22 protein-coding genes and 1 tRNA gene are annotated in these 22,165 nt (G+C 52.8%); 14 read left to right on the top strand and 9 right to left on the bottom strand.

What is annotated here, in order from left to right; translation table 11 throughout:
• Window positions 1-88 precede the first annotated feature (88 nt).
• Both Pyrde_RS03175 and Pyrde_RS03180 read left to right on the top strand, forming a co-directional pair.
• Window positions 89-373, top strand: a complete 285-nt coding sequence (locus tag Pyrde_RS03175; protein WP_055410680.1) for a U6 snRNA-associated Sm-like protein LSm6 — start codon at window positions 89-91, stop codon at window positions 371-373.
• 65 nt (window positions 374-438) lie between these two features.
• The gene (locus tag Pyrde_RS03180; protein ID WP_055410682.1) at window positions 439-1,668 is read left to right on the top strand and encodes a methionine adenosyltransferase; all 1,230 of its coding nucleotides are present in this window, start codon (window positions 439-441) and stop codon (window positions 1,666-1,668) included.
• Here Pyrde_RS03180 and Pyrde_RS03185 read toward each other — a convergent pair.
• Window positions 1,636-3,699: a DUF460 domain-containing protein gene (locus Pyrde_RS03185; protein WP_055408125.1), complete on the bottom strand. Its 2,064-nt coding sequence runs from the start codon at window positions 3,697-3,699 to the stop codon at window positions 1,636-1,638. The two genes, Pyrde_RS03180 and Pyrde_RS03185, sit on opposite strands and share 33 nt — an antisense overlap.
• A 563-nt stretch (window positions 3,700-4,262) precedes the next feature.
• Here Pyrde_RS03185 and Pyrde_RS03190 point away from each other — a divergent pair.
• The 3 genes from Pyrde_RS03190 (at window position 4,263) to Pyrde_RS03200 (ending at window position 6,784) form a co-directional block, all read left to right on the top strand.
• On the top strand, window positions 4,263-4,679 hold the full coding sequence (locus tag Pyrde_RS03190) for a cupin domain-containing protein (RefSeq protein ID WP_055410684.1): 417 nt from the start codon (window positions 4,263-4,265) through the stop codon (window positions 4,677-4,679).
• Window positions 4,680-4,727: 48 nt separating this feature from the next.
• Window positions 4,728-5,411, top strand: a complete 684-nt coding sequence (locus Pyrde_RS03195; protein ID WP_055408127.1) for a phosphoribosyltransferase — start codon at window positions 4,728-4,730, stop codon at window positions 5,409-5,411.
• Window positions 5,412-5,665: 254 nt separating this feature from the next.
• Window positions 5,666-6,784 carry a glycoside hydrolase family 130 protein gene (locus tag Pyrde_RS03200; protein WP_055408129.1) on the top strand — a complete coding sequence of 373 codons (1,119 nt, stop codon included), beginning with the start codon at window positions 5,666-5,668 and terminating at the stop codon, window positions 6,782-6,784.
• On the opposite strand, the gene Pyrde_RS03205 is transcribed toward Pyrde_RS03200, so the two are convergent.
• The gene (locus Pyrde_RS03205; protein WP_055408131.1) at window positions 6,741-7,841 is read right to left on the bottom strand and encodes a hypothetical protein; all 1,101 of its coding nucleotides are present in this window, start codon (window positions 7,839-7,841) and stop codon (window positions 6,741-6,743) included. The two genes, Pyrde_RS03200 and Pyrde_RS03205, sit on opposite strands and share 44 nt — an antisense overlap.
• A 200-nt stretch (window positions 7,842-8,041) precedes the next feature.
• Between Pyrde_RS03205 and Pyrde_RS03210 the strand changes: the two genes are divergently transcribed.
• Complete coding sequence (locus Pyrde_RS03210) at window positions 8,042-8,266, top strand: hypothetical protein (RefSeq protein WP_055408133.1); 225 nt, start codon at window positions 8,042-8,044, stop codon at window positions 8,264-8,266.
• Window positions 8,267-8,363: 97 nt separating this feature from the next.
• Here Pyrde_RS03210 and Pyrde_RS03215 read toward each other — a convergent pair whose 3' ends face one another.
• Entirely contained in the window at window positions 8,364-8,732 is a 369-nt protein-coding gene (locus Pyrde_RS03215; protein WP_055408135.1) for a hypothetical protein, read from the bottom strand.
• A gap of 142 nt (window positions 8,733-8,874) precedes the next feature.
• Window positions 8,875-8,982, bottom strand: a tRNA-Cys gene (locus Pyrde_RS03220).
• 186 nt (window positions 8,983-9,168) lie between these two features.
• On the opposite strand from Pyrde_RS03220, the gene Pyrde_RS03225 reads away from it, so the two are divergent.
• The gene (locus Pyrde_RS03225; protein ID WP_197272727.1) at window positions 9,169-10,314 is read left to right on the top strand and encodes an NAD(P)/FAD-dependent oxidoreductase; all 1,146 of its coding nucleotides are present in this window, start codon (window positions 9,169-9,171) and stop codon (window positions 10,312-10,314) included.
• The gene (locus Pyrde_RS03230) at window positions 10,253-11,110 is read left to right on the top strand and encodes a class I SAM-dependent methyltransferase (protein ID WP_055408140.1); all 858 of its coding nucleotides are present in this window, start codon (window positions 10,253-10,255) and stop codon (window positions 11,108-11,110) included. Before Pyrde_RS03225 ends, Pyrde_RS03230 begins: the two co-directional genes overlap by 62 nt.
• Here the strand turns inward: Pyrde_RS03230 and Pyrde_RS03235 are convergent.
• The gene (locus Pyrde_RS03235) at window positions 11,107-11,559 is read right to left on the bottom strand and encodes a hypothetical protein (RefSeq protein ID WP_055408142.1); all 453 of its coding nucleotides are present in this window, start codon (window positions 11,557-11,559) and stop codon (window positions 11,107-11,109) included. The two genes, Pyrde_RS03230 and Pyrde_RS03235, sit on opposite strands and share 4 nt — an antisense overlap.
• Before the next feature lie 189 nt (window positions 11,560-11,748).
• On the opposite strand from Pyrde_RS03235, the gene Pyrde_RS03240 reads away from it, so the two are divergent.
• Complete coding sequence (locus tag Pyrde_RS03240; protein ID WP_055408144.1) at window positions 11,749-13,506, top strand: S16 family serine protease; 1,758 nt, start codon at window positions 11,749-11,751, stop codon at window positions 13,504-13,506.
• On the opposite strand, the gene udg is transcribed toward Pyrde_RS03240, so the two are convergent.
• Window positions 13,465-14,181, bottom strand: coding sequence for a type-4 uracil-DNA glycosylase (gene udg / locus Pyrde_RS03245; protein WP_372435198.1), 717 nt, complete (start codon window positions 14,179-14,181; stop codon window positions 13,465-13,467). The two genes, Pyrde_RS03240 and udg, sit on opposite strands and share 42 nt — an antisense overlap.
• A gap of 90 nt (window positions 14,182-14,271) precedes the next feature.
• Between udg and udp the strand changes: the two genes are divergently transcribed.
• Entirely contained in the window at window positions 14,272-15,123 is an 852-nt protein-coding gene (gene udp / locus Pyrde_RS03250; RefSeq protein ID WP_055408146.1) for a uridine phosphorylase, read from the top strand.
• Between the two features lie 94 nt (window positions 15,124-15,217).
• On the opposite strand, the gene Pyrde_RS03255 is transcribed toward udp, so the two are convergent.
• On the bottom strand, window positions 15,218-16,405 hold the full coding sequence (locus tag Pyrde_RS03255) for an MFS transporter (protein ID WP_055408148.1): 1,188 nt from the start codon (window positions 16,403-16,405) through the stop codon (window positions 15,218-15,220).
• Window positions 16,406-16,464: 59 nt separating this feature from the next.
• Between Pyrde_RS03255 and Pyrde_RS03260 the strand changes: the two genes are divergently transcribed.
• The 4 genes from Pyrde_RS03260 to Pyrde_RS03275 are packed head-to-tail and all read left to right on the top strand — an operon-like array spanning window position 16,465 to window position 20,072.
• The gene (locus tag Pyrde_RS03260) at window positions 16,465-16,674 is read left to right on the top strand and encodes a MoaD/ThiS family protein (RefSeq protein WP_055408150.1); all 210 of its coding nucleotides are present in this window, start codon (window positions 16,465-16,467) and stop codon (window positions 16,672-16,674) included.
• Complete coding sequence (locus Pyrde_RS03265; RefSeq protein ID WP_055408152.1) at window positions 16,640-17,662, top strand: PP-loop family protein; 1,023 nt, start codon at window positions 16,640-16,642, stop codon at window positions 17,660-17,662. The genes Pyrde_RS03260 and Pyrde_RS03265 overlap by 35 nt, the downstream gene beginning before the upstream one ends.
• A gap of 57 nt (window positions 17,663-17,719) precedes the next feature.
• Complete coding sequence (locus Pyrde_RS03270; RefSeq protein ID WP_055408154.1) at window positions 17,720-18,646, top strand: AEC family transporter; 927 nt, start codon at window positions 17,720-17,722, stop codon at window positions 18,644-18,646.
• A 49-nt stretch (window positions 18,647-18,695) separates the two neighbouring features.
• The gene (locus Pyrde_RS03275) at window positions 18,696-20,072 is read left to right on the top strand and encodes a hypothetical protein (RefSeq protein WP_055408156.1); all 1,377 of its coding nucleotides are present in this window, start codon (window positions 18,696-18,698) and stop codon (window positions 20,070-20,072) included.
• Between the two features lie 8 nt (window positions 20,073-20,080).
• Here Pyrde_RS03275 and Pyrde_RS03280 read toward each other — a convergent pair whose 3' ends face one another.
• Window positions 20,081-20,938: an ABC transporter permease subunit gene (locus tag Pyrde_RS03280; protein ID WP_055408157.1), complete on the bottom strand. Its 858-nt coding sequence runs from the start codon at window positions 20,936-20,938 to the stop codon at window positions 20,081-20,083.
• A complete protein-coding gene (locus tag Pyrde_RS03285) occupies window positions 20,931-21,965 on the bottom strand; it encodes an ABC transporter permease subunit (RefSeq protein WP_055408159.1) in 1,035 nt (344 codons plus the stop codon). The genes Pyrde_RS03280 and Pyrde_RS03285 overlap by 8 nt, the downstream gene beginning before the upstream one ends.
• Window positions 21,966-22,165: the final 200 nt, after the last annotated feature.

Consider the following 22,165-nt stretch of genomic DNA (forward strand, 5'->3'; position numbering starts at 1 on the left):
GTAGGTTTATAGCCTAGCTAAGCCGGCTTAGCAACCCGGCGTACATGCTGGTATTGAACGTTTTTGGGTTGGAGGTGTAGTAGTGGAGATGGCTCAGCGCCAGCGTGTCAAGCCGGTTAGCCCTCTACGAGTGTTGAGGGAAGCTGTTGGTAGAGTAATATTTGTCAAGCTCAAGGACGGGAGTGAGTACATAGGGAAGCTTGATGCAACTGATTCAACGATGAACCTAGTGCTAGACGAGTGTGTTGAGCTAAAACCGGGCACCATGGAGCCTAAGGTGAAGTATGGTAGAGTGTTGATACGCGGTAGTCATGTAGTCTACGTAAGTGTAGACTTTGAGATAGTGGCTGGTGGCTCGCTGCCTATAGGTTGAAGCGGATAAACGGAGCTTACACCTTTAAGGGCCTAGTAACACCGGCTGCCGATGTGGTGAGACAAGTGGCGCGGAACATTGTGGTCGAGAGTATTAGATGGCAGCCGATAGAAGAACATGGTGTAGAACTTGTAGAGAGAAAGGGACTTGGCCACCCTGACACGATAGCGGATGCCGCGGCAGAAGAGGCAAGCCGTATACTCTCCCAGTTCTACCTAGAGCGTTACGGTACGGTACTTCATCATAACCTCGACAAGGTGTTAGTTGTTGGTGGCCAGGCAGCGCCAAAGTTCGGTGGTGGCGAAGTACTACAGCCTATTTACATCATAGTCTCCGGTAGGGCTACTACTGAGGTCAGACTCGAAGACGGTAGTGTAGAGAAGGTACCGATAGGCCCAATAATAATGAAGGCTGTTAAGGGCTGGATAAAGGAACACTTCCGTTTCCTCGACCCAGAGAATCACGTCATAGTAGACTACAAGATAGGCCACGGCAGCACAGACCTCGTGGGCATCTTCGATCTGGGTAAAGGTCAAGTGCCACTAGCTAACGACACTAGCGTCGGCGTCGGCTTCGCCCCGTTCTCGCATCTTGAGCAGCTTGTATACGAGACAGAGAAGCTGCTAAACAGTAAAGAGTTCAAGCAGAAGACCCCCGAAGTAGGAGAAGACATCAAGGTAATGGGTCTACGTAAGGGCAAGAAGATAGAACTAACAATAGCAGCAGCAATTATTTCCAGTCTGGTATCTGACATGGACCACTACCTATCCGTAAAGGATGCCATACGCGAAGCTGTGCTAGACCTAGCTAGCAGGATAGCACCAGATTACGACGTAGAAGTATACGTAAACACGGCAGACAAGCCAGACAAGGGCATAGTATACTTGACCGTCACTGGTACTAGCGCAGAACACGGCGATGACGGTATGACTGGCCGCGGTAACAGGAGCTACGGGCTTATAACACCGCTTCGCCCGATGAGCCTAGAGGCTGCTGCCGGTAAGAACCCGATAAACCATGTAGGCAAGATCTACAACGTTATGGCCATGAACATCGCTAGGAGAGTCTATGAGAATGTAAAGGGTCTAAAGGAGGTCTACGTGGAGCTACTGAGCCAGATAGGCAGGCCACTCAACGACCCGCTGGTAGCCAACGTCAAGGTGCTCACGGAGAAGCCTGGAGAGCCGCTGCCAAGCGACGCGGTGCGCGAGATAGAAGCTATAGTAGAGGAGGAACTCGACAACTACCACAAGATAACAAAGCTATTCATTGAAGGCAAGATCAGCGTCTTCTAGCAACAGCTTCATCCTCTTAGCCCGGTATTCCTCGAACATCTTCTTTACATCCTCTAGGCCTAGCCTTCGTTTCTCGGCTCTCCTCCTGGCAGCCTCTATCTCGCTTAGCCGGTAGTACGCGTCCGCTATGACTTTCTCGTCTAGCAGGACTAGTCCATTCAGCGTCTTTATCTCGTAGTCCTCGAGAGGGAGGACGGGCACACTATAAGCCTCTATAACACCGCGTCTATCCAGAAGCTCTCTTGGCACGAGTACGGCCAGTAGAAGTTTCGAGACAATAGCCCCGTGTCTGTTCCACTGTACCGGGTTCACTGTATCCATAACGGCTATTATGCGTCCATGGTTTTCCACGAGTTTTGCTAGCATATTCATGGATTCGTTGTCTAGCTCGTGTAGTCTCGGGGCTGGAAGTGCTCTCCCGGATGCCACGAGGAACAAGGCGTCTTGTAGCTCCGATAACTCGGCGTAGAGCGTCTTGGCCTCGTTACGCAGCTTCTCTATCTCAGAGCGGAGGAGTTTGACCTCGTTAGTGAGCTTGTTTATCTCCCTATCCTTCTCGAGGCTCTCGCGGTACTCTATCTGCAACAGTCTATACTCGGCTTCAAGACGTTTGAGCTGCTCGTCTACTTCCCGAAGTCTTCTACGCAATGCTATGTTCTCGGCGCGCAGCCTCTCTATCTCCATGCGTAAGCGGCTAACCTGGTCCTCGTTCTCGGCTTGTTGTGGCTCTGGCGTGCTCTCTACCTGGCTCCGGCGCACACTCTTTACGAGGTAGCTGCGTAGCCCTACATCGTTCAGTGCGGCGTGTATTGCCCGTTCGACGGCCTCGGCTATGGTTGCACCTTTTATCACGTCGGCTTTTACAGCGTCCACGTCTATGTCCAGGCCTAGTCTAGCCGTGTAGGACTCTATCTGTCTCATCTTAGACTCGTGTATATGTAGAGCCTTAACGGCAGCGGCTAGTGCGTCCCGTACATGGGCATCTGTTACTCTGCGTAGCTCGGGGTAGCGCCGGGTATACTCCTCCACTATAGAGCGCTTCTCCTCGACGCTCAAGGAGGCTGGCGGCTCATATACGGGTACACCCATGGCGGCTGCGAGTTTGCGAACGAACTCGGGGGCTGGCCGTACATCAGTGGCTATGAGCACGGGTATTCCGTGACGGGTTATCAGCTCTATGACCTCGCTGCGGTCTACGCCTCGTCTGCTGAGGGCGAAGATGGGCCGGCCGTTCAAGTCGACAGCGGCTACGCCCGTAGATATGCCGGGGTCTATGCCTACGATGATGTAAGGTTTTGTCTGGCTCAGTTGGTCAGAGGCCTCTGTCTCGAAGACTATACGGCTACTGTATACGGGCTGTATCTCTATGCGTACGTCGGAGTCCTCATGTGGCTTAATTATCCCGTTTAGGCGGCTTCTCGGCGCATATACTATGAAGACCGCGCTATCTAGACCTCCGCCACTCTTGCGGAACATAAGGTCGTAGTCTAGCCTGTGCCGGTCAAGTATACGCTTTACATCCTTTACAGCCCGGAGGACAGCTGATCTCACTCTACGTTGGTAACGCGGGCTACTCATCCCGCCGTGCTTTAGCCTGCGCGACTTAGCTATCACAATCCTGGTCTTCTCTTCGACGAACCGGATCCGAGACCCGTAGCCCATAGACGCGAGGAGTGCGGCCAGGTAGGCTGTGCGTGCTGGTGAAAGCTTTCCCGAGCCGGTGTCAAGGCCGGCGAGCTTTGCCAGTCTACGTAGATCGACGAGGGAGCCGTCGGGTAAGCGGGTGGGTTGAACTATATTTAGGTCTGGAGGAAGCATTGATGTAATCTTTACTAGCTCCCTCTCGCTCGAGGCGAGCTCGTATATGTTGTCAATAGCCAGGATATCCGGCCTATACTCCCATATAAGCCTGATAAGTCGATACAATGGTACAGACTCATACTTGGCTACAAGCTTCCCATCATCAACTACCGCTACAGAATAACACCTAGCCCCACTGCTGCAGCCGGGCTCGATATCTACACCGATCACACGCAGAGATGACCACCCCTAGGCAGCATGCGGCCGTAAAGCCCGGCGAAACCTCGACTACTAGTTGAGAGCATTAGCGAAGCCACCAGTCCCCGGGTAGATACTACTACATGATCCGCTGCGGCACCCTCTAATAGCCACTGTTGCTGCATCGACTATACACCTGGGCCCCGCCGGTCTCACACCCGCCGAGACCCGGCAGCGGGGCTATGAAGCGGGGCGGTCAGGCGGGGCACAACGCAATGAACAACAAAATTACCTTATTATCACTCCTCTCTCGTCTCTCCAAGCCTGGGGCGGGATGAGCGCGCCCCCTCGCGCGCCCCTTGCCCGCCGAGGCTACGGGGGCGCGCCGGTGACGTGTACCGGGCCGGACGCGACCGCTACAATTCAATCTATTTAATAATAACTATTGTGTCGTATCTAGTAGCTTCTAGCTGTTCTTGGCCCTATGCGTATAGATGCCTAGTCCAGAGACTAGGCCTGCGAGCCCTGAGAGTGTGGCGTGGCTAACAATAATTTGGCAGCCTACATCCTGCTACAAGGTACCGGTGCGAGAAGCCATGCCCGTTGAACGTGGACCGTGTGGTGAAAAAGTCGGAAAAGCACTGGATGTAGAACCCCAAGAAGCGATGCTAAAGAGTGGAAAGAAGGTAGAGGGTGTGTACATACGCTGGCTCATATCGGGAAAGGATGGCGCACCGACCTTTGCTATGAGGCTCTTCACGGCCGAACCAGACGCTCATATACCTAGCCACCGGCACCCCTGGGAGCACGAAATATACGTGCTTAGGGGTTCTATGCGGGTGAAGATAGGCGGAAAAGACTATGAAGTCTCTGCTGGTAGCTTCATATACATACCACCAAACATAGATCACGAGTATTTCATTGGAAAAGATGGTGTCGAGTTCCTCTGCATAATTCCGCTAAAACCCAGTGTAGACGAGAGTTATGATCCCTGTGGCAGAAATGCTGAGTAAGAAACTTGAAGCCCTGGGTGTGGCCGACTCCGAGGGTGAGCCAGGGCCGTGCCCCGTGTGCCAGTAAAGCTCGTCACTTGGGAGGAAGTTGTTGAATGGAGCCGTGGCCTTGCCCGCCGTATAAAGGAGTCAGGCTATAAGCCAACCGTAGTGATAGCTGTTGCGCGTGGTGGCTACGTAGCTGCTAGGCTCCTCTGCGACTTCCTCGGAGTAGAGAACCTACTGAGCATACAGAGCCAGCACTGGACAGAAGCAGCCAAAGCCTCCGAGAAGGCTATACTAAAATTCCCCTACAAGGTGGACCTTCAAGGGCACCGAGCCCTCCTCGTAGACGATATCGTTGATACTGGCGAGACTCTGAAGCTCGCTCGCGACTACATTGCTAAGGAGTGGAGGCCCGATGAGCTGAGGATAGCAACGCTGCAGTGGATAAGCCCGGTGGCTAAGCTGAAGCCCGACTACTACTACATAGAGGTGAAGGAGTGGGTCTGGTTCCAGTACCCGTGGACAAGGCTAGAGGATGTCACACAGTTCATACGTAGGATGCTCACCGAGCACAGCAAGGAGACTGGCAAGAAGGAGTGGAGCTACGATGAAATAAAGAGCCTCTTCAAGGAGTGGTACGGTATAGAAGTAGAGGAGTTCTACTACCAGGACGCCCTAGAAGTGCTGGTTGAGACCGGATTCCTAGAGAAGAGTGGTGACAAGTATAGGCTTCGCGGCCAAGCCTAGATAGTGATGCCGGGGTGGTGATGTAACCAGCTATCGCGGAGCCCCTCCGGGGCCGGTGAAGAATTTGGCCTTTGCTGAACCCGAACTCAATCCTACAGGTTTATGCTCTTCATACATGTGGCACGTTCTCCAACTAAGACACTAAGACTATGAGTAGATCCCAGCCTCTATGACAGCATCCTAAATGGTTATAGTTTATCGGGCAGAATTTTGACTAGGCGTTTTGCTATAGACTCAGTGTGATGTGATGCATTATGGGCGCGGAGTATGCCGGGCACAAGAAGACAGAGGGAGTGGTTGTCTCGGGGCTAGCTGCGGGCGCGAAGGAAGTGTCGAGAATAAGGCGTTATGAGACAAATGACATAGCTAGGAGGATCACAGTCATATCGCCTGAGGATATACGGTTAACAAACTATCCCTTGAGGCACCCGGTTACAGCGTTTAACCCTTCGCTCTACGTCGAGGGAGATGAAGTAAGGCTCTTCATACGTGTAACGGTTGGTTACTATCGCTATGCCTCGGCTATAGCGTTTGCGAGACTTAAGCTGGACACTCTCCTATCAGGTAAAGAGCCCGTAGTGCTGGGCGAGGTTGAGGCTAGCCTTGTAGTGTATCCATCAACATCTTATGATATATGGGGTGTTGAGGACCCGCGTGTATATAGTATGGGTGATAAGCTGTATATGACATATACTGGGCGTACTATATCATACTTTGACATCAACTCTGTCGGGCGTACAGCACCAATAACGGCTGTGTCAGGGGACGGGGGCTTCACATGGAAGAAGAGCTACATACACCTACTCCCTCATGGAGCAAACAGTGCGGTAATAAGTGACAAGAATGCATTCATGTACGATGTGGACGGAGAAAGGTTGTTCTTCCACAGGCTCCACACCGTTAGCGACCAATTCTTTACAGTTGTTAGCCGTGTAGAAGAATCTAGTCGGGTCAACGAGGAAGGGCTCAGAGAGCTAGTCTCAAAGGACACTGTAGTAGCAATAGAGCGTGCAAGTTTCGAGTCTAAGAACGGATGGGCTGCTCCACCAATAAGGCTCGGCAAGGACTATATTGTCCTATTACATGGTGTAGACAAACATACGAGTGTATACCGTGTATTCGCCATGCTCATGGAGTATAGTCGAAGCGACGGCATAGTAGTCAAGGCTGTCACGCCGAGGTATATAATGGAGCCTCGTGAGCTATACGAGGTATATGGTGATAGACCATATGTTGTATTCCCATGCGGTGTTGCGCGCGTGGATAGCACAACACTCCTGCTAAGCTATGGCGCGGCAGACCAGTTCGTAGGTATAGCTGCAATAGATCTCAACGAGTTGCTCTCCGAGCTTGACCGCGGTCGGATATACTAGCTGGAGGCTCCTCAACATCGAGTCCTGCCATCCTCGCAGCTTTTACAAAGTCTTTTGGCGTCAGTGGTAGCCACTTTGCAAGCTCCTCGTAGAGGCTCCATGGCACCTTCTTCTTCCTGCCACGGCTCCATCTAGCTAATTCCACATATGCGCGGAGCTTGGCATCTCGTGGGCTCATAACCCTCCTTATAGCCTCCTCTACATTGCCGCAGGTCTCGTATCGCGCCATAAGCACTATCTCGGCCACCATGTTTAGTCTAGACGGTACGCCGTGGACGCTCCCACGGAGTGTTAGTCGGCGCGGCTCGGCTAGCCCCTTTAGTACTAGCTTCCTGGTCTCCCCGGGGCGTGGGAGCCTATCTACAATGCCACCTATTATGAATGCATCAGCTTCTAGGACGTCGCGCGGCTCTAGGTCATGCTCAGCGTTCGGATCAAGAAGGATAATTCTGTCTGCACCACGGATATGCGCAGCTTCATCAGAGGCTAGCGTGGAGACATCCACCAAGCCTCGGCCTAGGAACGCACGCAGCCATTCATAAGCTCCTGGCGGGGCTCCGGCAAGGAGGAGGTGCCGGTCCCAGAGATACCTTCTAACAATGCCGAGTGTCGCGCCTATCTGACGCCGAAGGCTTCGGTATTCGCTCATAGCTATGTGCGTGTGTAGTAGGCTAAGATCTATGACTATAAGGGGTCGCGGCTCTGGTAGCCTCTCTAGCAGCTCGTGGCGCCAGTCAGCTTCCGGACTATAGACAGCGTCGGCCCTTATCTCGCCTCTGCCAGCTATGTAGCGGAAGACTCTATCACGGTACTCCTCGCAGAACTTCACGAGGCCGTTCCACTTGGATGCCTCGACGAATCCTCCGCCCCAGGTTAGTATGCGTACGAGGAGCTCCTGGAACGGGTTACGGCGCACCCTACCAGCGTCGAGATGCACAAGGCTGCCGACAGAGTACCAACTGCGCTCTTGCAGCATCTCGAGTAGCTTGTAACGAGGTAGCTCCTGGTAGCACCTTTCTTCGCAGCAATGCTGGTCAGCTACCGTGAGGCACTTCATAGCCTAGCTACCACGGCTCAGCATGGGGGTGAGAGGAGGCTCATCAACCCCTCCCCGAGCCGGAACAGTCATAGCCTGGCTACCAGTCTCTAGCCCGGAGACCAGCTCCACGCGGGTAGGACTTAATAGTGTAACACTATTGCAACTCCGCATCACGCAGTATCGGCAGGGCCTGTCTGGGCCTGGAGGACGATCGTGTTATGTACCCGGAGGACTTGCTGCTACTTGCAGGCTTTACTACCAATTTGCTGGGTATGGCGTTCCTGGCCCTCATAGCCTCAAAGAAGAGCCGTGCACAAGCTAACATCAAGGTGTTAAAGGAGGAGGTTGACAGAGGCATGTTAATACTAGTATTCACCGCCATAGCGTTCATGTTCGCGTTTACGCTGCTACGCCTCCTGGCTCTAGCTGAGCAGAACCTATGAGAGTCCCCGCCGGCCTGAAACATTCTACCGGCTATGAGGAAGGCTAGATACGCTGAGAACCGGTAAGGTGATGATGGTTTCTGGTGCCGAGCCCTGTCTACTCCTCTTCGGCTTCTTCAAGCTCCTCGAGGGTATCCATGACTGCTGTCCTAGCGTCTAGTTTGACGTTCATGCCAGCCCGCTTTAATGCATCGTATATCTCGTGTGCAACCATGCTTATCTCGTCAAGTACATCCTCGATAAATGATCGGGGATCCTCTTCGGCGTCTATGACGTCTCTAATATAGTCTCTAAGTCCCTCGTATCCAACTTTCACGAGTATGCCACTACTTGTAGGACGGACCTCGATGAAGAATGGAGCATCGGGATGCTTAATCCTCAATACATCCTTCTCGCTACGGAGGCTATAGCCCCTCCTCCTGGCTATGGGCCTAACTATGCTCTCTAGGCTGTGGAGCTCTACCAAGCTCTTGCACCCATACCACTATTCCACGTTTCCGGCCCCTAATGAAGGAAGGGGGTTGTGTTGGGCACAACAACCATAGGGCTGGTAGCGCATCCGTTGTCATGACGAGCTAGGGAAGGAGGGGACACCAGAGGTTTTGAGATGGAGCCGGGGCCGGGATTTGAACCCGGGATCAACGGGTTTCTACGCGATGGGCGGATACGTCTAGGCCACTGCAGCCCGCCGCCTTCGACCGCTCGGCCACCCCGGCGTCCATTACTCTCATAGCTTCTGGCCGGATTTATTAAAGCATCGGGTGTAGTAGAACGAGCCAGGGTATGCACTGCAGCTTCCCCGGGCATAGGCTCCTGGAGGACATGCATCGTCGCGTTGAGGTATGATGTCGGGATGATAGGCTCAGGCGGAGCTGAGCCTCCGAAAGGTGATGAGTTTAGCCTTGGTTGACCGCCACAAGGTAATAACTGTAGGGGGCGGCCCTGCGGGGCTGCTAACGGCTGCCAATATCCGCGGCCCCAACGTGGTCGTTATCGAGGCGTCTACTAGGCCTGGCTGGCCGCCCCACTGTACTGGGCTTGTGAGCCCAGATACTGCGAGAAGATTCGGCGTAACTGATGCCATTACAGAAGTATACCGCGAGGCGGTATTTCTCGATGACGAGTTCAGAGAGATATGCAGAATAGATGGCTCACCACTAGCCGTAAGGCTCTCGAGGCCCCTCCTCGAAGAAGCACTTGCGGAGCGCGTCACGAGCCTAGGCCATAGGATACTATATGGTACGAGAGTAGCAGAGGTTAGTCCGAGCGGCTGTGTATCAATACTAGGCCGCGGCACGATTTGTGGTGAGCGAATAGTTCTAGCTGCAGGCGCTAGCCCGAGATTCATGCGCGTATTCAGGGCAGCTAGGTGTAGAGTTATCCCCGGCTTCGAGATACGTGTCCGCCTCAATGCCAGGGTAAACGAGGACAGTTTTTACACCATTCATGGGTGGCGTGTAGCGCCACAGTTCTTCGCGTGGCTAGTCCCCCTCCGGGACGGTCGCGAAGCCCTCATAGGGATTGGAGGTAGCCATCCTGTCGAGAGGCTCGAAGAACTGATCCAGCGGCTTCATAGAATAGGGGTGGAAGTGTCAAGCATAGAGAGCCATCGTGGTGGGCGCATAGTCTTAGGGCCGCCAGCGCCGAGCCCGCTTAAGGGAAGGCTGGTAGGCATAGGGGACGTGCTCTGTGCCTCAAAGCCCTTCACCGGTGGAGGACTATATGCTATATCCATGCTAGCTGGGCCTCTAGCTAAGTTTATCGAGCACGACGATGACCAACTCCTACTCGAGACGTGGAACCGTCTGCGCAGCGAGCTCAAGGCGCAATATATCCTTACAAGAGCGGCGAGAGTGTTTCTGCCCCTCTGGAAGCTTGCACTTAGGGCTGTCTGCTCGGCGGCTGCTCGGGGAGAATGTAGGATAGACTATGACAGACATAGTAGCCTAGTCTCGTGTCTTACTCCAAGGAGGGGTGCTCTGAGGGTTGGCCAAGAGGAAGCTGCTGAAAGAGATAGCAGCCGAGGTCTATGGTTCAGAGCAGGCTGACCGGTTCTGGAAGAGAATAGAGATAATAGGCGATATAGCGGTCATAAGGAAACCTTTTGGAGTGGAGCTAGAGGAGTTGAAACCGCTAGCAGAGGCCTTGCTGAGAAGACTCCCTTACGTTAAGAGTGTCTGGGCAGCTTCGAGCCCTGTTGAGGGCGAGTTCCGACTCCGGCGGTATACACATCTCGCTGGCGAGAAGAGGAGCTGGACAGTCTACCGCGAGTATGGCTGCAGCTTCAAGATAGACATAACAAAGGTCTATATATCTCCTAGGCTCTCGTACGAGCACCAGCGCATAGCCCGCCTAGTAAAGCCCGGAGAAGTAGTAATCAACATGTACGCGGGTGCTGGCCTCTTCTCGATAATAATAGCTAAGCACTCACAACCAGAGAAAGTATACAGTATCGACATAAACCCGGAGGCCTACCAGATGATGGTGGAGAATGTTAAACTCAACCGGGTAGAGGACAAAGTAGTACCCATACTTGGTGATGCGGCCAAAGTGTTGGAGGAGCGACTACAGCATACAGCAGACAGGATACTGATGCCGCTACCAGAACTAGCACTAGAGCACCTTCCCTACGCGTTAAAGGGGCTGCGTGGTCCAGGCTGGCTCCACGTGTACCTCCACGTATTCGCCGAGAAGGGTATAGACCCGCGTAGGAAGGCTATAGAGATGCTCTCTAAGAGACTAGACGAACTAGGTGCACAGTACCGGGTAGAGCTTAGTCGTGTTGTACGCACAGTTGGGCCTAGACGCAGCCAAGTAGTAGTAGACGTCTATGTAGAGCCCTAGCGTAGAGGCAGCTCAGAGACCTTCTTGGCTGCGAACTCGAGTACAGCATACACCTCATCCTCACTATCCCGTGATATGCCAGTAACGATAACCGATGTTATTCTCCCCTCGTCATCCCGCTCAACAGTGTACTCAAGGCCCTCATACTCGCTAGCTAAGCGCTCTAGTGCGGTGAGCATGTACCTAACATAGGGATGCTGCTCGGGAACAGGCCTAGTGAAGCTCAGTCGAATAGTGTCCCTTGTCGTGGCAAGCCTCGCTGCAACACGGCCGTCCCTAGACCGGAACTCCTTGCCGCGACGGATCCCCCGGGTGGAGGATAACGCCCCGGCACTACACTCATCAAGCAGTGCTAGGAGCTGCTGGTATAGCTGAAGTCTCGCCTCAAGCTCTGCTATCTCCCGCTCTAGGAGATCGCGTAGCTCCTCGATCCGAGGCTTCTCAGCCATATCTGTACCCCCGGAAGAAACGCAGAGACGTAGAATAACGCTCTATAGAGTCTAGCCCGTTTGAGAGGCTCTCCTAATCCTAACCAAGTTCTTACGGTATGGCTCTGCTATTTAGGGTTAGAGTGTCTAGAAGGGCATAAAGTGTGAGGTTTTCCTTGCTAGATGGGCTTGGGAGGAGGACTGAATGCTATGCAGTCCGGCATGATCCGGACCTCTCTTGCGGTGATAATGCTGGTTCTCGTCGTAACTAGTCTCTACTCTTCTGTCGCGCTGGCAGAGTACAATGCCAGTGTTAAGCTAGGACTCCTAGCTGTGGACGGCGCTACTGGGAACGGTATAGTTGTTGATGCATGGCTCTCCGTACGATCACCTGGTAGTGGTCAAGTTGAGCTAGAGCCTAGCGACCTTGTCGAAGAGAGTACTGTGCTCTCAACACGCGTTGCTTTCTATCTAGCTAGCATAGTGAATGGGCTAAATCCCAGATTATTTGATATACATGTCTTATTTGAGACGGATAGTCCAGTGGGTGGACCAAGTGCGAGTGGATTCATCGCAGCTGCTAGCTTGCTAGCTCTACGCGGCTTAATCCCCGATAATACAACGACTATGACAGGAATGGTTTCACTTACTGGGTTTATACTACCGGTAGCTGGTGTAAGCGACAAAGTAGCAGCGGCTAAAGCTGCTGGGTATAAGAGGGTGCTTGTGCCATTAAGCGAAGCTAGTAACACGACGGAAGGAATAGCTGTAGAAGGGGTATGTACCTTTGAAGAAGCAGCATCGCTTCTCTCGGATAACTATGCTCTCGGTACGAAGACTAGTCAGTTGAGTCAGCAACCCCCAGGGCCTATAAAGAGCCGGGAAGCCGAGTTTAGGCAGCATGCAGAACTCTTCATAGAGAAAGCTTCGCAGCTCCTAGACCTGTTGCCACGGAATGAGACGCGATACGTAATTGAGATGCTTCTGGATAAAGCGCGTAACATACTCGACAATAGCCCCTATAGTGCTGCTAGTATGGCATTCATGGCATTCTATATGGCGGCATCCAGTGTGGCAATGGAGTATGGGTTTAACTACCTAGAGGAGAAGACGGGGCTAAGTCTTGACGCCGTGCTTGCAAATGCTAGCAGTGTTGTAGAGGCGCGTCTCCAGGAGTTTAGTGGTCGTGAGATATGCGGACTGTGGGGATATGAAGCTCTTGCAGCCGCATCGGTTCGGCTATATCTAGCCGAGCATGCAGCGGACTCTGATAAGCCTGATGTCCGGGTCCTTGCACTGCTTCGTGCTCTCTCAGCAGAGTCTTGGGCCCGTCTTGCAGACCCAGACTATGGGCCTATGGTTTCCTGTAGTTTGCTAGGCCGGGCTGCCGAATTCTTTGTAGACTATATGCAGCTTTCATACAACTATATAAGGAGTATAGTGGGGCATGTACTCTTTAACATCCCTATGCCTGATGATAGAGATGTTTCCGCATGGATAAGCGATGCGAAGAGGAGTCTCGATGAAGGTAACTATCCTCTAGCATTAGGGCTAGCGGTATACGTCATATCGTCTCTCGAGGAGTCGTTGTCTCATGGCGCTCGACTTCCAGCGAGCTGTATAGACTCCCATGTAATGTTTCTGGAAGAAGTGTCGGTGCTTGGCAGTGGTTCGAGTCTCCCGGCAGCCCTTGTACTAGAGTACGCACTGGGCTATGGAGACTACATAGAGAATGTGACCAAGAATCCATTGCTAAGAGAGAGCCTTGAGATAGATGCAATAACCTGGCTGCTGCACTCGCTGACCGTTGAGGCTTTGACTGCAGACATACCGGCGGGATCCCAGACAGTGAGCGTGGCTTGGAGTAACTACTACCTTCTCGGGATAACGGTTGAAGCTGTGACATTAGCAGTAATAGGCTATAGTCTAGCCGTGATCTCTCGCCGGGCTAGAGCTGAAGAAGTCTAGTAGTGTAGACTGTCTGCTTCCTCGAACTTTCTCGGTTTCTCTGTGCTGCCCCTCCTCTATAGACTCCTTTCCTATCTCTGCTACTACCCTGGCTATAGGTCCCTTGAAGTCTTCTTCAAGTTTATTGCGTAATGGTGGCTTATAGAGCGCGGCGGCTGGATGATATGTTACAGCTATCTTGAGCCGGACACCAGCTATAACTCCTTCATATACTTTACCATGTTGTGTAGTCATGCTATGCCATCTGTGCCCCGCAAGTTCTAGTAGTCTTCTCGCAGCATGTCTGCCTACGGCTATTATTAGGCGGGGCTTTATCAGTTGGATCTGACGTAGCAGATAGGGTAGACATGCTTCTACTTCATCATCTTGCGGGTCGCGGTTCCCTGGAGGTCGGCATTTTACTATATTAGTGATATATACTTCTTCTCTCTTTAAGCCCGCCAACTCTAGGAGTCGTGTGAGCAGCTGGCCTGCAGCACCTACAAAGGGTCTTCCTTGCATGTCCTCGTTCCGGCCTGGTGCTTCACCTACAATCATTACGTGCGCGGTTACTGGGCCTTCGCCGGGTACAGGATTACGTCTAGTCTTGTAGAGCCGGCACTTGGTACAGTTCTGGATCTCCTCTACAAGCCTCCTATACTCTTCTTCAACATTGCCTGGGCTCATAGCAATCATGCCCGGCGTGTTGTCGGCCGTCTGGTCTAAGCTTCTAGGCAAACCCTTAGAGTATTCTGCTATGCTGTACACAACTAGGGTAGACACTGTATGACGGGGCAAACTAGCTCGGCGCGTGCACCTACAGTAGAAGGGAAAATGTACCACATAATGCTTGGTCCAGGCGACATACCGCCCTACGTGCTTCTACCCGGCGACCCCGGCCGTATCGAGCAGATAATGGAGACATGGGACGAGGCTAGCGAGGTAGCGTTTCATCGAGAGTATCGTAGCGCCCGGGGAGTATACCGTGGTGCTGAGATAGCGGCAGTAAGTACCGGAATAGGCGGATCCTCGACTGCCATAGCTATTGAGGAGCTGGCCCGTATAGGTGTCCACACAATGATAAGAGTGGGTACAACCGGTGCCATACAGGAGGACGTAAAGGTAGGCAGCCTCATCATAGCGTCAGCAGCAGTACGCTATGACGGTGCAAGTCACGAGTACGCCCCACCTGAGTATCCGGCATCTGCTAGTCCAGAGGTCGTGTTGGCTCTCGTAGAGGCGGCACGTAGGCTCGGAGTAGACTACCATGTAGGCGTAGTGGCCTCCACGGCTACATTCCACCTTGGGCAGAGCCGGCCTGGCTACCGTGGCTACGAATGGAGCAAGAGCCGCGAGCGAATAGAGGACCTCCGGCGTATGGGGGTATTAAGCTTCGAGATGGAGGCTGCAACCCTCTTCACATTAGCAGGGCTCTATGGGTTAAGAGCCGGCTGCGTCTGCGCGGTGATAGCGAACCGGATAACAGACGAGTTTGTGCCTGGTGCTGGCGTCAGAGAAGCCATAATGGTAGCTAACGAGGCAGTGAGAATACTCCAGGAAGCTGATCGCGGTAAAGCTGGTATGACGCACTCTATAACTGACCTAGCTGAGGCTGTACGCAGACTTTATGGTGACTAATCAGTATGTCGAAGCATGCATAATAATACTATAGGAGTTCGTGCCTCAGATGGCAGTTAGTAACCTCAATGAGGGGTATATTTGTTACCGTGATTTACGCTCTCTCTGCCACTTTATAAACAGTTAGCAGCAAAAACGCAGCTACATGAAACAGTATAGCTACGCCTGGTACGAGGAATGGTGAGTACTCATAAGCATGGCCTGCCACATAGATGCCTAGGGTAGATGCTAGGCTTACGAGCATGTTTAGTCGGCCGGTCTCTATACCTACGTGGTTCGCGGTAGTTAGTAGCTTGTTTACGGCCGAAACATAGGTACTCAAGGCTAGCGTCTCCATCACTGCTGCAGGGGTTACTGCTAATAGCCACGTTTTACCAAGTAGCGGGATTAAGGAGACTAGGAACAATGAAGCCATGAATGCCGCCTCGGCTAAGAGCAGACTAGTACGGGGACCGAATCTGTCTGTGAGAGCGCCAGAGAAGTAGCCTATTAACAGCCACGAGGCCGCCGAGATAGAGATGTATAGTCCTGGCGCGTCCTCCGGCAGCCCAAACCCCTTAACGAAGACAGCGCCCATGAGTGCTATCCATGTCCCCACGCCGGCTCTAGATAGCAGCGCGTAGAGGTATAGTGATGTAAGCCTTCGGTCAGGAAGCGATATCAGTGTCTTCAACGGTGTGCGTCTTTTGGTGACACTGCTTAGCCTATTCCGGAGTAGAGCATAAACAAGCAGAGCTGCAACGAGCGCTGGCGTTCCTATAGCGAGAAAGCCGAGCCTATACCACTCAATACCCCTTCCGGCGAAGTAGTATGCAAAGATTAATGGGCCAGCTATCCGTGAGACATTGAAGGCTATGCTAACAAGTGCTATCCCACGGCCTCGCCAGGTGAACGGTAGGAGAGCTGATAGTGCTGTGTTACGTGATGGAACCCATAGGGCTAATGAGAGGTTCATAAGAGTGTAGGCTGCCACGACGCCTACTATGCCGTGTACAGACCATACTAGCAGCCCCGCCAGCCCCATGAGGGCTACAGACATGCTTATTAGGACGATGTAGAGCCCTCGGTCAGATAGTATGCCTGCTAGGGGGAATCCTAGGGCTTCTATAAGCTTGGCTAGGGAGAGTCCAGCGCCTATTTCGGCACCACTATACCCCTGGAGTGCTAGCAGTGCGGAGCTATATGCTCGGTACACTGGTATAACCATACCACGAGCGGCATTCGCCACTATAAGGGGGAGAACAGCCGTAGCTGTTGAATGGATGCTGCTGCGCCGCTCCACGGGGCCTCCCTTGTCAGCGCGGCCGCTTCAGAGGTAGCCAGGGAGCGAGGCGAGGAGCTATGGGGATTAAAGTCTCGGTGCTGATACTCCCCGAACACCGCTCCACGACGGTGGAGCTGGAGACTGGGCTAGTCCGGGAGCTGATACACCGGCTAGGCTATGCGACGGAAGGTGTTATAGTGATAAAGAATGGACGCCCGCTACTCGAGGACGAGCAGCTGGAGGACGGCGACAATGTCACAGTCTACAGAGCGGCAAGCGGCGGTTAGAAGATGTAGTATCTGCGGAGCACCAGCAGTAGCACGTATCCCTTATGCCCGGCTTACTTTATGCCCTCAGCACTTCATGGAGTTCATAGAGCGTAAGGTGGAGCGTGTTCTCCGCAGAGTTGGTGCCTTGAGGAATGGTGTCCGGATACTTGCAGCGGTCTCTGGCGGCAAGGATAGTGCTGCGATGTTGACGGCACTGGCTAGGGTGGCAAAACGTCATGGTGTTGAGGTAATAGGGCTACATCTTGTCCTCGGTTTTGGACCCTACTCTGAGAGGAGTCGTAAGGCGGCGGAGGAGGCTTGTAAGGCTAACAAGGTACCATGCATTATGCTCGATATTGACAAGACGCTGGGTGCACCGGTACATGTGATAGCAAGGCGGGCTCGGAGGCCTGTGTGCAGCGTCTGTGGCCTCATAAAACGCTACGTCATAAATGCTGCAGCGGTAGAGCTGGGTGCTGACTACGTAGCTATGGGGCATAATGCTGACGACATAATAGCGTATACAGTGAAGATGTTTCTAAACCAGGATCTGGCAGCCATAGCTAAGTTTGGTCCAGCTACCGAGAGTATAGATGGTATAGCGGTTGCTCGGCTCCGGCCACTCTACGAGGTGACAGAGAAGGAGTCCTTACTCTACGCTATAGTATCGTCTACACCGTTCCTCCATGAAGAGTGTCCATTTAGGCCAGAGGTGCCAATAGAGGAGCGCGTGAAAGAGTTCATGAACAAGGTTGAGGAAGAGCATCCGGGGATGAAGATAAGCTACATACGTAGACTTGCATTGAACATAGATGTGTACAAGAAGCTGGCTGAAGCGAAAAGGTGGGAGATACAGAGGTGTAAGAGCTGTGACCTCTTAAGTGCTGGCAGCGAGTGTAGCTTTTGCCGTCTCACAAGAAGGACACTTGGAGAACCTAAGGGCAAGCATATCAGAGAGACTGTAAGGAGACTAGCAGCTGAGATACCAAGGCTAAGTGATGGGTAGAGGAGTATTAACTCCTCTCATGCATGTTCAAGCTCTTCTTGAATTGGTATAAAGGAGGTGTCCGATGCCTTAGCCAGTGATGCAGTAGCTAGGATAATAGTTGCTTTGATTCTATTTATTGCGGGGTTTGTCACGGGCCGTAAAAGGATGGCAAACAATTTATCCAAGGCAATTTCGAAGCTCTTGTTATGGTTCTCTATACCTTTTATACTACTGTATAAGGTTTATACAGTTGATCCGACGACGGCGCTCAAATATACCATGCTAGTTATGGTGAGCGCGCTAGGTTCATTAATAACAGCCGCTGTCGTAGTGCCGCGTTTACTGCGAAGCCTCCCTGCTCCCAGCATAGGTGCCGCGATACTAGCTGCTGGTATACACAACTCCGCATTCCTGCCTATACCGCTAATGCTCATACTCTACGGTGATGCGGGCCCGGCAGCCCTATACTCGGCCATACTCAACGTCATAATAGTTATCGTCGTTCCTGTGATCGTTGGAATGTATAGCGAAAAAGTAGTTGGGGGAAGCACGGCTCGACGTATTGTAAACAGTCTGGCCCGCTTCCCGCCATTCTATGCGCTTTTGGCGGGCATACTGCTCCGGGTCTTGTGGCCCAGTGAGACTCTATACACGCTCCTAGAGGTAGCCGGTAGGGCAGCAGCTGAGTCCACCCTATCTAGCTTCTACCTTGTAGGGACAACGCTAGCATTAGCAGGACTAGCGGTAGACCGCCCAGTGCTCGTTGTCGCTGCCTGGAGGTTCCTAGTTGAGCCCCTCCTGACAATCGCGGCGTCAATAATACTTGGTCTTGAAGGGATATGGCTTGCAGGAGCACTCATAGAGGCATGTATGCCGCCCGCGACGATGAACATAGTGTTCGCTATAAGCTATGGACTTGACGAGAAGCTTGTAGCAAGAGCTATAGGTTTCACAATGCCGCTATCAATAATAGCGGCAATCCTTGTGCGTCTAATAGTCTAGAGAAGTAGCTCGATAGATGCAGAGAATATAGCGAAGAGGGCTGGCGGCCATGAAGCCGGTAGACAGGATAGCTGGCGACAACGTCGTAGAGCTAGAAACCCTAGATACAAGCCCAACAGAAACTAGCAAGCCCATGGCCATAAATCAAGTAGCCATAATCCCGAGACCCCGCGTAGTCTTAGAAGTACTTGATGAAACATTGCCGCAACCCTCTAAACTCAGAATAGAGTTACCGGGCCTAGAGACAATTAAACTCGAGAAGCCAATCCTACTGGAACCAGAGCGCCGACTACCCGAGACCAGCATAGATCCCTTAGAAGCGTTGTTTGGTACTTCGAGGCTACGCGTCTATAGCGAACGTCCACTATTGGTACTTGCCCGTAAGCCGCTAAACATGCGGTATGACTACATAGAGCTGCTAAAGCGTGTATTGCGCGAGATTTACCGTGTCTCGTGGAGAGCGCCACTCTACACACAGCATGTAGCTAGGAGACTTACCGAATACCAGCTTGCAATGATGCGTGCAGGCGCAGCCATCTACGTGGTGGATCTAGATGAACTCGCGGGAGGCGAGGCTGAAACCGAGAGGATCACTACTAGTTCGCGGGTGGTAAAGAGCCTGGAGGATCGTGCTAGAGAGGCATATGCACAAGGTTTTGGATTCTTAGTCCTCTATGCTTCCCAGTACATGTTACAGAACATACAGAGGCTATGGGAGCCCCGTCTCGCTAGCCGCGGTTTACTCTATACTCGTTTGCCGCCACCCCTTGAGCTAAGCATAGTCGAGGACGACGCCGTTTTCGACCTAGTAGCTACTATGTATGGGCTAGAGCCGAGTGACATACAAGGTGCCTCTAGCCTAGTAGATGCAATAATCATGGCGGAGCATCGTTATTACAGCTTCCTAGAAGCGTTTGCAAATGACCCAACTTTGGCGCTTCTCTCACGGCCGCCAGTAGACGATGAGGAAACAAGACCCGATGAAGGATTTATTCACTATGCATTCAAGATGGCAGTAGTAAGCTACTTGCTTGAAGCAGGATTCGACGAAAGAAGCATTGACGTAGAAGTAAGAACGTCTAGCAGCATAGCCCTAGACATTATGGCCAGCCGAGGCTGGTCTAGCGTTCTGGTAGTTGAAGTGGAGACGCTCTACGGTACCGGTAACCCTGTTGTGAGACTTTCCTCAGTAGTACGGGACAGACTGGCCATGGGATATAGTGTTTGGATCGTCATTCCCCCATTCCAGGCATCCATCTACGCGCCACAGCTTCTGTCGCTGCTGCGGAAATATGATGGCATAGAGCGTGTAGAATTTTACACTCTAGACATGTCCTCGGGCTCGCTAGTCTCGCTAGAAGAACATATAAAGAAACTAGAAACAATGGCAGCGAGGCTTGTGGAGGTCAAAACTGGCAGCATGTAATGAAACAGCTAGCGTCGCCACACAGCTGCCGGAGGCCGTACTCCAGCCCTTTCGTATATCCATGATATCACTGTGAGAGCTACCACTACCACTATGTATGGCACTGCATCAGCAAGTGCGGCGTGTACACCTATTTCCTGGAGTAGCGGTGTAACGGCATAAAGTATGCCAAGAAGATATGCAGCAGCCACAACGCCCACGGGGTGCCAATAGCCCAGGATTACGGTGCCCAGGCTAAGCCAGCCCCAGCCTATGGCTCGTCCAGCGCTCCAACGGCCATTAGAGGGACCAGCTAGGAAAAATGCCCCTGCAGCTCCAGCGGCAGCTCCTGCCACAATCAACGCGATTATGCGCATCCTGGTTACATCTACGCCCATCATCCGTGCAGCTTCTTCATTCTCGCCAAGGCTCCTTAGCGCATAGCCGCGCCATGAACGGTAAAGGATTATGTAAAGTAATAGTGGCAATACCAACATAACTAAAACCATGGCTGCGTCCTCTCCTAGTGGTGAAAGCGCGGGGGCTAATACGCCTTTAGTAGCAGAGCCTATTACGTCGCCGAGCCCTATGCCGAGAAATACAAGAGCAAGTCCAGTCACAGCTTGATCAGCCTTCAGTCCTATAACTAGGAGTGCATAGACTAGTGCAAGTAGAATGCCTGCAAGAATACCTGCAACGAACCCGGCTGCAAGTGAGCCAGTAGATACAGCCACGTATGCGGCGAGAGCAGAACCAAGGTAGAGCATGCCTTCAAGGCCCAGATTTATCAAGCCGGTTCTCTCTAGCACAAGTTCTCCAAGCGCGGCGAGTGCTAGCACAGTGGCTTCAGGGGCTCCCTGTACGAGTAACGCTACTACATCAACCATCGTGTATCACCACCTTGTAGCGGGCTAGCGTCGAGAAGGCAAGCACTGAGAGAACAATTACAGCTTCAAAGGCGAGCACGAAGCTGGCAGGGATACCCTGGAGTTGGAGACTCACGAACATGTTGTAGAGGAGTGTTATGAGGAGCCCAGCCGCTATCGTGGCGGCAGGTCTAAGGCCTGCAAGCCATGCAGCGAGGATACCCATGTAGCCGTAGCCGAGGCCTTGTTTGCCAAGACTTAGGAGCTGGTGCTGCTCTGAGACCATGTACAAGCCCCCACCGAGCCCAGCGGCGGCTCCCGCAAGTAACGCTACAGCCAGGATGGCGCGCCCAGGGTTTATGCCGTAAGTCTCTGCAGCGCGTCGTGCTCGGCTAATGGAGTCTACAGCTACGCCGAGCCGTGTATAGATATAGAGTGCCTCTAGAAGAGCGATGAAGATGGTGGCTATGACAGCAGCAGCTATACCGCTGACCCAGAACTTGTCGGGGAGCGGCTCGGTACGTGTGAATGGGCCGGACTGCCAAGGCCCGGCGACTAGATAGTTAACCAGAGCAACGGCTATGTAGTTCAGCATGAGGCTTACTAACGTCTCGTTGGCACCGAGATAGACACGTAGAATGCCCACAATGAATCCGTAAAGTGCTCCTGCTAGGGCTGCTGCCAGGACGGCAACAGCCAAGGCGAGAACTGTTGGTATTGTGGATAATTTGAAATATAGTAGACCGTAGGCGGCTACAGCGCCCAGGATTACCTGGCCCTCAGACCCTATAGTTATGAAGCCAGCGCGGTAGGCTAACGCGAGACCAGCCGCAGAAGCAGCTATGGGAGCAAAGTAGGGGAGAGATAAGAGCCAAAATCTCGGCTCCGATAGGTTGACATAGAATGCTCGTGCAACACCCGTTACTCCAACCGGGGTGAGCGATCCAAGCAGTACTGAGATGAGGAATCCTACACCAAGCCCGGCAAGGCCGTAGAGGAGCGGGTTCCTCCTCTCATTCGGCGCGCGCGGCTCGAGAGTCAGCCTCAAGCCGCCACCCTCTTTGCTGCATCCTTCCCCGGTTAGGCGCTCCGAAAATCCATGGGGGCGATATCCTGGTGGTGTGGAAGCTCCGGGAGGTTGAGGTAACCCGCTAGCGCGGAACCAGCCCCCGTGTACTGCTGCGCGGAGAGCAGGACCCATCCTTTAAACCTAGGCGGTGCCCAAGGCTTTACTGTCGCATACCAGCC

Source organism: Pyrodictium delaneyi (assembly GCF_001412615.1).
GTDB classification, from domain to species: domain Archaea; phylum Thermoproteota; class Thermoprotei_A; order Sulfolobales; family Pyrodictiaceae; genus Pyrodictium; species Pyrodictium delaneyi.

Excerpts from the sequence above, each read along its gene's own strand:
- Pyrde_RS03235 (WP_055408142.1), bottom strand. The coding sequence starts at position 11,559 with ATGGCTGAGAAGCCTCGGATCGAGGAGCTACGCGATCTCCTAGAGCGG.
- udg (WP_372435198.1), bottom strand. The coding sequence starts at position 14,181 with ATGATTGCTATGAGCCCAGGCAATGTTGAAGAAGAGTATAGGAGGCTT.
- Pyrde_RS03280 (WP_055408157.1), bottom strand. The coding sequence starts at position 20,938 with ATGGTTGATGTAGTAGCGTTACTCGTACAGGGAGCCCCTGAAGCCACT.
- Pyrde_RS03265 (WP_055408152.1), top strand. The coding sequence starts at position 16,640 with ATGTCACAGTCTACAGAGCGGCAAGCGGCGGTTAGAAGATGTAGTATC.
- Pyrde_RS03190 (WP_055410684.1), top strand. The coding sequence starts at position 4,263 with ATGCCCGTTGAACGTGGACCGTGTGGTGAAAAAGTCGGAAAAGCACTG.
- udp (WP_055408146.1), top strand. The coding sequence starts at position 14,272 with ATGACGGGGCAAACTAGCTCGGCGCGTGCACCTACAGTAGAAGGGAAA.
- Pyrde_RS03175 (WP_055410680.1), top strand. The coding sequence starts at position 89 with ATGGCTCAGCGCCAGCGTGTCAAGCCGGTTAGCCCTCTACGAGTGTTG.
- Pyrde_RS03240 (WP_055408144.1), top strand. The coding sequence starts at position 11,749 with ATGCAGTCCGGCATGATCCGGACCTCTCTTGCGGTGATAATGCTGGTT.
- Pyrde_RS03200 (WP_055408129.1), top strand. The coding sequence starts at position 5,666 with ATGGGCGCGGAGTATGCCGGGCACAAGAAGACAGAGGGAGTGGTTGTC.
- Pyrde_RS03205 (WP_055408131.1), bottom strand. The coding sequence starts at position 7,841 with ATGAAGTGCCTCACGGTAGCTGACCAGCATTGCTGCGAAGAAAGGTGC.
- Pyrde_RS03210 (WP_055408133.1), top strand. The coding sequence starts at position 8,042 with ATGTACCCGGAGGACTTGCTGCTACTTGCAGGCTTTACTACCAATTTG.
- Pyrde_RS03260 (WP_055408150.1), top strand. The coding sequence starts at position 16,465 with ATGGGGATTAAAGTCTCGGTGCTGATACTCCCCGAACACCGCTCCACG.
- Pyrde_RS03275 (WP_055408156.1), top strand. The coding sequence starts at position 18,696 with ATGAAGCCGGTAGACAGGATAGCTGGCGACAACGTCGTAGAGCTAGAA.